Source organism: Rhizobacter sp. P2_H2 (assembly GCF_056403375.1).
Map to the genome: position 1 here is coordinate 1 of NZ_JBFUFP010000149.1, position 8516 is coordinate 8516.

7 protein-coding genes are annotated in these 8516 nt (G+C 69.7%); 3 read left to right on the top strand and 4 right to left on the bottom strand.

The features are described 5' to 3' along the window. Positions 1–158 precede the first annotated feature (158 nt). Positions 159–953 carry a DUF4399 domain-containing protein gene (locus tag AC1D15_RS11060; protein ID WP_052211317.1) on the bottom strand — a complete coding sequence of 265 codons (795 nt, stop codon included), beginning with the start codon at positions 951–953 and terminating at the stop codon, positions 159–161. Positions 954–1061: 108 nt separating this feature from the next. Here AC1D15_RS11060 and AC1D15_RS11065 point away from each other — a divergent pair, with 108 nt between their 5' ends. Then, positions 1062–2537, top strand: coding sequence for a M20 family metallopeptidase (locus AC1D15_RS11065; RefSeq protein WP_465111366.1), 1476 nt, complete (start codon positions 1062–1064; stop codon positions 2535–2537). Further along, positions 2528–3865, top strand: coding sequence for an amidohydrolase (locus AC1D15_RS11070; RefSeq protein ID WP_477826006.1), 1338 nt, complete (start codon positions 2528–2530; stop codon positions 3863–3865). Before AC1D15_RS11065 ends, AC1D15_RS11070 begins: the two co-directional genes overlap by 10 nt. Positions 3866–3868: 3 nt before the next feature. Here the strand turns inward: AC1D15_RS11070 and AC1D15_RS11075 are convergent, their stop codons facing one another. From AC1D15_RS11075 to AC1D15_RS11085, 3 genes are all read right to left on the bottom strand, one after another. Then, positions 3869–5524 carry an NAD(P)/FAD-dependent oxidoreductase gene (locus AC1D15_RS11075; RefSeq protein WP_477826002.1) on the bottom strand — a complete coding sequence of 552 codons (1656 nt, stop codon included), beginning with the start codon at positions 5522–5524 and terminating at the stop codon, positions 3869–3871. A 5-nt stretch (positions 5525–5529) separates the two neighbouring features. Next, entirely contained in the window at positions 5530–7464 is a 1935-nt protein-coding gene (locus AC1D15_RS11080) for an ABC transporter ATP-binding protein (protein ID WP_477826003.1), read from the bottom strand. Between the two features lie 172 nt (positions 7465–7636). Continuing rightward, positions 7637–8065, bottom strand: a complete 429-nt coding sequence (locus tag AC1D15_RS11085; protein ID WP_477826004.1) for a DUF4148 domain-containing protein — start codon at positions 8063–8065, stop codon at positions 7637–7639. Between the two features lie 197 nt (positions 8066–8262). On the opposite strand from AC1D15_RS11085, the gene AC1D15_RS11090 reads away from it, so the two are divergent. Continuing rightward, positions 8263–8516: LysR family transcriptional regulator (locus AC1D15_RS11090; RefSeq protein ID WP_477826005.1), on the top strand; the 254-nt coding region annotated here is incomplete at its 3' end.

Below are 8516 nucleotides of genomic sequence, written 5' to 3' on the forward strand. Positions count from 1 at the left end.
CGACCGCTGCGTCGCGCCGGCCGGCAGCCGGGCGTTCGCCGCGGCGGCTCCGCAGGCGGTCGTCACGGCGCAGGCGTTCCCGGCGCTGTTCCACGAGATCTTCAACGAGCCCGAGCAGGCGGAGGTGTTCGCCGCGCTGCAGGCCGGGCTGCGACGATTCACTTCGGCAGGACCGTGATCGACTGCGCCGCCGCCGTGGCCAGCACCGTGGCCGGCGCCAGGTTGTCGACGAACTCCAGCCTGAGCTGGTAGCGCCCGGGCGGCGGCTTGATCCACGCCTCGGTCTGTCCACCGGGGAAGTCCAGCGTCTCGGGCTTGGCCCCGTCGCGCAGCGCACTCAGCCGGAAGTGGCCGGTGCCCTTCTCCTGCAGCGCGATGTGCGACACATTCAGCCGCGACGCATGGAAGCGCACCTGCAGCGGCTTGCCGGCCGACGCCTCGGCCACCGGCAGCATCAGCTCGACACCGGGCGCCCCCAGGCTGGCCGGGTCGAGGTCGGCATTCTTCTTCGTCACCGTGATGCGCAACGGCTTGCTGTAGACGAAGTTCGGGATGTGCTTGTCGTCGGCCAGCACCAGGCGCAGCGTGTAGTCGCCGGGCGCCAGCGTCAGCACCGTCTCCATCTGGCCCTTGCCGAAGTGCACATACTGGTCGTTGAAGGGCAGCGGCTTCGAGAAATCGAGCGGCAGCTCGCGGTTGATCAGCAGGTGGTGGTGCCCGGTGCGCGGCTGCGGCTTGGTGATCGGCGCCAGCCCCATGCCGCTGAGGCCGAACTTCAGCACGAACGGTGTCTCGATGCTCGCCCCGGAGCTCAGGTTGCTGAAGTAGGTCTCCTTGACTGCCAGGGGTGACGCGACCACCCAGGGATGCTGCGCCTCCTCGGCATGGCCGACCGCACCGCCCAGCAGCACAGCCGCCATCAGCCCTGCGGCCTGTGTGACGCATTGGTGCATCCCTGTCTCCTCGTGTGTTCTTGTGGATCGGATCAGCATAGCCTGAGGCGCTCGGTTCTACACTCGGCAATTCCCCACAAGGGATTCACTGCTCCAGGAGAACCGGCCATGAACGCTCGCGACCCCAACCTTCCGCTGCAGCCCGACGAAGCCACCGCGATCGCCGAGTTTGCCAACCGCACGTGGGACGAAGAGATCGTCCCGGCGCTGACCGACTACATCGCGATCCCGGCCAAAAGCCCGATGTTCGATGCCGACTGGCAGAAGAACGGGCACCTCGAGCGGGTGGTGCGCGACGCCGCCAGCTGGGTCGAGAGCAAGAAGGTGGCCGGGCTGAAGCTGGAAGTGGTCCGGATCGAAGGGCGCACGCCGGTGATCTTCTTCGAGGTGCCGGCGACCAAGGCCGGCAGCACCGACACCATCTGCCTGTACGGCCACCTCGACAAGCAACCCGAATTCAACGGCTGGCGCAGCGACCTGGGGCCCTGGACGCCGAAGTACGAGAACGGCCTGCTGTACGGCCGCGGCGCCGCCGACGACGGCTACGCGGTCTACGCGTCGCTGACGGCGATCATGGCGCTCGACCGGCAGGGCATCCCGCGCCCGCGCTGCGTCGGCATCATCGAGGCCTGCGAGGAGAGCGGCTCGTTCGACCTGCCGGCCTACCTCGACGTGCTGCGCGAGCGGCTGGGCAACGTGAGCCTGGTCGTCTGCCTCGACAGCGGTGCCGGCAACTACGACCAGCTGTGGCTGACGACCAGCCTGCGCGGCATGGTCAGCGGCGTGCTGAAGGTGGAGATCCTGACCGAGGGCATCCACTCCGGCGATTCCAGCGGGCTGGTGCCGTCGAGCTTCCGCATCCTGCGCCAGGTGCTGGACCGGCTCGAGGACAGCAAGACCGGCCGCCTGCTGCCGGAGAGCTTCCATTGCGAGATCCCCGGCGATCGCCTCGCGCAGGCGAAGGCGACGGCCGAGATCCTCGGCGACGAGGTCTGGAAGCGTTTTCCGTGGGCCTGCGGTGCCGACGGCGGCCCGACGCTGCCCACCACGACCGACCCGACCGAGGCGCTGCTGAACCGCACCTGGCGCCCGACGCTGAGCGTCACCGGTGCCGACGGCTTCCCCGAGCTGAAGAACGCCGGCAACGTGCTGCGTCCGTACACCGCGTTCAAGCTGAGCCTGCGGGTGCCGCCGCTGGTCGACGGCAACGAGGCCGCGATGCAGCTGAAGACGCTGCTGGAGGACAACGCGCCGTACAACGCCCGCGTGACCTTCGCGGCCGATGGCCGGGCCGGTGCGTACGGCGCGAGCGGCTGGAATGCGCCGAGCCTGGCGCCGTGGCTGGAGGATGCGCTGAACAGCGCGTCGCAGGCGCAGTTCGGCGCGCCCTGCGGCTACGTCGGCCAGGGCGGCACGATCCCGCTGATGAGCCTGCTGCAGAAGGGCTTCCCGAAGGCGCAGATGATGGTCTGCGGCGTGCTCGGCCCGAAGAGCAATGCGCACGGGCCGAACGAGTTCCTGCATGTGCCGTACGGGAAGAAGCTGACGGCGGCGGTGGCGCAGGTGATGGCGGCCTGCCCTTGAGGCAAGGCTCGAGGGCCGCGCACGTCATCGCCTGCAGCCTGCTTCTTGCCAACATCGCCCTGGCGCAGCCTCAGGGCGCAGACCCCCAGGCCCTCGATGCGCGACTGGCACCGATCGTGCCGCGCCTGGTCGCCTGGCGCCGCGACATCCACGCCCATCCCGAGCTCTCCGGCCAGGAGGTGCGCACCGCCGCGCTGGTGGCCGAGCACCTGCGCCGGCTGGGCCTGGAGGTGACGACCGGCGTCGGCGGACGCGGCGTGGTCGGCCTGCTGCGCGGCGGGCTGCCGGGGTCGCGCGTGGTCGCGCTGCGCGCCGACATGGACGCGCTGCCGGTGGCCGAGGCGACGAACCTGCCGTTCGCCTCGCAGCAGACCGGCCGCTACCAGGGCGTGCAGACGCCGGTGATGCACGCCTGCGGCCATGACGGCCACACCGCGATCCTGATGGGCGTGGCCGAGCTGCTGGCCGGGCTGCGTGCGCAGGTTCCCGGCCGCGTGAAGTTCATCTTCCAGCCGGCCGAGGAAGGCCTCGCCGACCTGCCGTCGACCGCTGCCGACAGCTGGGGCGCGCGCGCGATGGTCGAGGAAGGCGTGCTCGAGAACCCGAAGGTCGATGCGGTGTTCGGCCTGCACCTCTCTCCGAACCTGGCCTCGGGCACGCTCGGCGTGCGCGGCGGGCCGATGCTGGCCGGTGCCGATTCGCTGCGCATCACGGTGCGGGGCCGCGGCACGCATGGCGGCGCGCCGTGGGGCGGCATCGATCCGATCGTCGTCTCGGCGCAGATCATCACCGGGCTGCAGACCATCGTGAGCCGCCAGCTGAACATCAGCCATGAGCCGGCGGTGCTGAGCATCGCGTCGATCCACGGCGGCAACCGCGAGAACGTGCTGCCTGACAGCGTCGAGATGCGCGGCACGCTGCGCAGCTTCGACGAGGAGATGCGCGAAGAGGCGAAGCGGCGCATCGTGACGACCGCCGAATCGATCGCCGCGGCCAGCGGCGCGCAGGCGAGCGTCAGCTTCGGGCCGGCCACCTATGCCGTCACCGACAACCCGCGCGAGCTGCTCGCGCGGATGATGCCTTCGTTGCAGCGCGCGAGCGGCAACCGCGTGATGGAGCTGCCGAAGATCAGCGCGTCGGAAGATTTCTCGGAGTACCAGAAGCAGGTGCCGGGGCTGTTCTTCATCCTCGGCGCGACGCCGCCCGGCAAGACGCCGCAGAACGCGCCGCCGAACCATGCGCCGGACTTCGATTTCGACGAGGCGGCGTTGCCCCTGGGCGTGAAGGCGCTGGCGACGCTGGCGCTCGACTACCTGGTCAGCCCGTAGTCGTCAGCGGAGCATCGACGCGCCCAGCGCCTCGGCCACCTCGATCCCGTCGACGCCGGCCGACATGATCCCGCCGGCATAGCCCGCGCCCTCACCGGCCGGGTACAGGCCCTTCACGTTCAGGCTCTGCCAGTCCTTGCCGCGCGTGATGCGCAGCGGCGACGAGGTGCGCGTCTCGACGCCGGTGAGCACCGCATCGGGCATCGAGAAGCCCTTGATCTGCCGCTCGAACGCCGGCAGCGCCTCGCGGATCGCCTCGATGGCGTACGCCGGCAGGCTAGTGTGCAGGTCGCCGAGCAGCACGCCCGGCTTGTACGACGGCAGCACGCTGCCGAACTCGCGGGAACGCTGGCCCTTGACGAAATCGCCGACCAGCTGGCCGGGCGCCTCGTAGGTGCCGCCGCCGAGCTCGAAGGCGCGCGACTCGAGCCGGCGCTGGAACGCGATGCCGTCCAGCGGATTGACCGGCCCCGGCGCATCCGGATCCTGCGCATAGTCCTGCGGCGAGATGCCGACGACGATGCCGGCATTCGCGTTGCGCTCGTTGCGCGAGTACTGGCTCATGCCGTTCGTCACGACGCGGCCGACCTCCGAGGTGGCCGCCACCACCGTGCCGCCCGGGCACATGCAGAAGCTGTAGACCGAGCGGCCGTTGGCGGCGTGGTGCACCAGCTTGTAGTCGGCCGCGCCGAGGATCGGGTTGCCGGCGTTCGGGCCGAAGCGTGCGCGGTCGATGATCGACTGCGGATGCTCGATGCGGAAACCGACCGAGAACGGCTTGGCCTCCATGAAGACACCGCGCTCGTGCAGCATCGCGAAGGTGTCGCGCGCGCTGTGGCCGAGCGCCAGCACGACGTGGTCGGCGCGCAGCTGCTCGCCGGACGCGAGCGTCACGCCGCGGATGTGCCGGCCCTCGGGGCCCCCTTCGATGAGCACATCGGTCACGCGCTGCTCGAAGCGGATCTCGCCGCCCAGCGCTTCGATCTCGGCGCGCATCTTCTCGATCATGCTGACCAGCCGGAAGGTGCCGATGTGCGGCTTGCTGACGAACAGGATCTCTTCCGGCGCGCCGGCCTTGACGAACTCGGTCAGCACCTTGCGCGTCAGGTGGCGCGGGTCGCTGATCTGGCTCCACAGCTTGCCGTCGGAGAAGGTGCCGGCGCCGCCCTCGCCGAACTGCACGTTCGATTCGGGGTTCAGGACATTCTTGCGCCACAGGCCCCAGGTGTCCTGGGTGCGCTGGCGCACTTCCTTGCCGCGCTCCAGCACGATCGGCCGCAGCCCCATCTGCGCGAGGATCAGCGCGGCGAACAGCCCGCACGGCCCGAAGCCGACGACCAGCGGGCGCAGGCGACCCGAGCCCTCGAAATCGGCCGGCGCGTGGCCGACGAACTTGTACGAGGTGTCGGGCGACGGCTTGATGTGCGGATCGGTCGCGAAGCGCTGCAGCAGCGCGGCCTCGCCGGCCGGGTCGGCAAGCTCGCAGTCGACGGTGTAGATCAGCACGATGGCGGACTTCTTGCGCGCGTCGTAGCTGCGCTTGAAGACGGTGGCGGACTTCAGCGCGGCATCGGCCAGGCCCAGGCGCTGCAGCACGGCCGGGCGCAGCGCGCCTTCGGCATGGTCGAGCGGCAGCCGCAGTTCGGTGATTCGGAGCATGGGCGCTATTGTCCCGCGGGCTCGGGCTGCTGGGCCGAGCGCAGCTCGTCGAGCGGTGCGTCGTCGATCACGACCTCGTCGTCCTCGCCGCGGTCTGCAGGCAGGGGCTGGTCATGCGCCAGGAAGCCGCCCGACTGGTGCTTCCACAGCAGCGCGTACTGGCCGTCGAGCTGCAGCAGCTCGTCGTGCGTGCCCTGCTCGACGATGCGGCCCTGCTCCAGCACGATCAGCCGGTCCATGCGGGCGATCGTCGACAGCCGGTGCGCGATCGCGATCACCGTCTTGCCTTCCATCAGGTTCAGCAGCTGGTCCTGGATCGCGAGCTCGACCTCGCTGTCGAGTGCCGAGGTGGCTTCGTCGAGCACCAGGATCGGCGCGTCCTTCAGCACCACGCGGGCGATCGCGACGCGCTGGCGCTGGCCGCCGGAGAGCTTCACGCCGCGCTCGCCGACGTGCGCCTCGTAGCCGGTGCGGCCCTTCCAGTCCTGCAGCTCCTGGATGAAGCCGTGCGCCTGCGCCTTGCGCGCTGCCGCTTCGACCTGCCCGGCCGTCGCGTCCGGCCGGCCGTAGCCGATGTTGGCGGCGATCGAGCGGTGCAGCAGCGAGGTGTCCTGCGTCACCAGGCCGATCGCGCCGCGCAGGCTCTCCTGCGTGACGTCGGCGATGTCCTGCCCGTCGATGCGGATGCGGCCCTGCTCCACCTCGTGGAAGCGCAGCAGCAGGTTCACGAGCGTCGACTTGCCGGCGCCCGAGSGGCCGACCAGCCCGACGCGCTCGCCCGGCTTCACGACCAGGTCGAGCTCGTCGAGCACGCGCTTGCCGTCGCCGCGGCCGTAGGTGAAGGTCAGGTGCTCGAAGCGGATCTCGCCGCGCGTCACCTCGAGCGGGCGAGCCCCCGCCTTGTCGACCAGCGTGTGCGGCACCGCGATCGTCTCCATGCCCTCCTGCACCACGCCGACGTTCTCGAAGATGCCGGTCACTTCCCAGCTGACCCAGCCGGCGACGCTCGCGATCTGCCAGGCCAGCGGCAGCGCGGTGGCCACCATGCCGGCGGCGATGTGCCCGTTCGCCCACAGCAGCACGCCGATGGTCGCGGTGCTGACCAGGAACAGCGCGTTCATCGCCGACAGCGTCGCCATGAACTGCGTCGTGAGCTTCATGTGCGCGGCGATCGCGAGCGTGTGCTCGTCGACGCTCTCGCGCACGTAGGCGTCTTCGTCGCGCGCGCGGGCGAACAGCTTCACGGTCAGGATGTTGGTGTAGCTGTCGACCACGCGCCCCATCAGCGCCGAGCGCAACTCCGAGCTGGCGCGCGCCAGGTCGCGCATGCGCGGCACGAAATGCCGCAGGAAGAACACGTAGCTCGCGAACCACAGCACGGTCGGCACGGCGAGCCGCCAGTCGGCGCTGGCCATCAGCACCAGCGCGGTGACGCCGTAGATCACGATGTACCAGATCGCGCGGATCGAGCTGACCACGCTCTCGCGCACCGCGTTGCTGGTCTGCATCACGCGGTTGGCGATGCGGCCGGCGAAATCGTTCTGGAAGAAGGTCCAGCCCTGGCGCACCACGTGCCAGTGGCTCTGCCAGCGGATCAGGCTGGTGACGCCCGGCACCACCGCGATGTTGCGCACCATCGTGTCGGCCAGCAGCGCGAGCGGCCGGCCGAACAGCACCAGCGCGGCCATGCCGAGCAGCATCGGCGCGGCAGCGCTGAACGCGGCGGCGCGATCGGGCGCCTGCATCAGCGTGACCAGCCTGCCGATGAAGACCGGTACCAGCGTGTCGACCCCGGCCACCACCAGCCCGGTGGCGAACATCGCGACGTACAGCCAGCGCGTCTGGCGGATGAAGTGCCAGTAGAAGGCCAGCAGGCCGGGCGGCGGCTCGCCGCGGGGCGCGTCGGTCGGGTGGATGCGTTGCAGGAAGAAGGCTGACATGGCGGCGCCAATGGCAACGCGGCGCAGGCTTGTGGCGTGCGCCGCATCGGGGGTTGGGGGTCGCCCATTCTCGCGCGGAACGGATACCCCACCGCGCTACCCAACGACAGAGGCCGCCCGAAGGCGGCCTCTGCGGTGTCCCACAACCGTTGCGCGCTCTGCGCGTCAGCGATCAGTAGCCGGTCGACAGCGCGCCGTAGCTGGCGTCGCTCTTGTGAGCCTTGGCGGCTTCGATCGCCTCGGCACGCACTTCGGCGCGGGTGCGGCTCGTGCCGGCCACCACCGGGGTCGCGTAGCCGTAGCTTTCCGAGTTCGGGACCAGCGTGCCGTCGGCACGGGCGCGCGCCAGTTCGGCACGCACTTGCTCACGGCTCTTGCCGCTGTCGGCCGTCGCGGCGGCGGCCTTCGGCAGCGTGATCGACGCGTTGTTGTAGCCGTAGCTTTCCGAGTTCGGCAGCAGTTCGCCGGAAGCGCGGGCACGGGCCAGTTCGGCACGCACTTGCTCGCGGGTCAGGCCGGTGTCGGCAGCGAACGCGGTGACGGAGGCGCCAGCCAGTGCAAGGGCGACGGTGGCAAGGGCGGCGAAGTTCTTGGTGCTCATGATGAATTCCTTCAGAAGGTTGACGTTTCCAGGCAGGGCGGCTTCAGGGGTTTGTCAGAGCCGTCTTGTCCAGCCTCGGTGAGTCACTGTTGCGTTGGCCTCATCGATGGGGTGAACTGTAGACATTGCGCTTGAATCAATAAACAGCACGTGCTTCAATGCCCCATTGTCAAAAAAGAAACAATGAGGGCGAAGGAATGGATCGTCTGCATTCGATGCGGGTGTTTTCCCGGGTGATCGAGGAAGGAAGTTTCGCGTCGGCCGCACGCCGGCTGAACCTCTCGCCGGCCGTCGTCACGCGGCTCGTGGCCGACCTCGAAGAGCACCTCGGCGCCCGCCTGATCAACCGCACGACGCGCCGCCTCGCGCTCACCGACACCGGCGAGCTCTACCTCGAACGCGTGCAGCAGATCCTCACCGAAGTCGAAGAGGCCGAGGCGCTCGCGAGCGC

Coding starts and splice junctions, on each gene's coding strand:
- AC1D15_RS11060 (WP_052211317.1), bottom strand. CDS start 953: ATGCACCAATGCGTCACACAGGCCGCAGGGCTGATGGCGGCTGTGCTG.
- AC1D15_RS11065 (WP_465111366.1), top strand. CDS start 1,062: ATGAACGCTCGCGACCCCAACCTTCCGCTGCAGCCCGACGAAGCCACC.
- AC1D15_RS11075 (WP_477826002.1), bottom strand. CDS start 5,524: ATGCTCCGAATCACCGAACTGCGGCTGCCGCTCGACCATGCCGAAGGC.
- AC1D15_RS11085 (WP_477826004.1), bottom strand. CDS start 8,065: ATGAGCACCAAGAACTTCGCCGCCCTTGCCACCGTCGCCCTTGCACTG.